Source organism: Microbacterium sp. KHB019 (assembly GCF_037285405.1).
Lineage (GTDB): Bacteria > Actinomycetota > Actinomycetes > Actinomycetales > Microbacteriaceae > Microbacterium.
Genome location: NZ_JBBDHF010000011.1, coordinates 1 through 255, shown reverse-complemented (window position 1 = coordinate 255; position 255 = coordinate 1). Strand labels below are relative to the sequence as shown.

Below are 255 nucleotides of genomic sequence, written 5' to 3'. Positions count from 1 at the left end.
CGGTTCGTCGGCAAGCAGCAAGGGGACAAGCACAAGGCAACGACGGCACTGCGCACGGGAAGAACCGGCAAAGGTCACCCGAACATCGGCACCGCATTCGTGCACACCGTCATCGATGACTACTCCCGCGTTGCCTACGCCGAGATCTGCACCGACGAGAAAGCCGACACGGCGATCGGCGTCCTCACACGCGCCGTCGCCTGGTTCGCAGACCGCGGCGTCACCGTCGAGCGTGTCTTATCCGACAACGGGTCG

1 protein-coding gene is annotated in these 255 nt (G+C 64.3%); it reads left to right on the top strand.

Going from position 1 to position 255, the window contains the following annotated elements:
* Positions 1-255, top strand: a 255-nt coding sequence (locus KHB019_RS15145) for a DDE-type integrase/transposase/recombinase (protein ID WP_337459362.1), incomplete at both ends; no start/stop codon positions are given.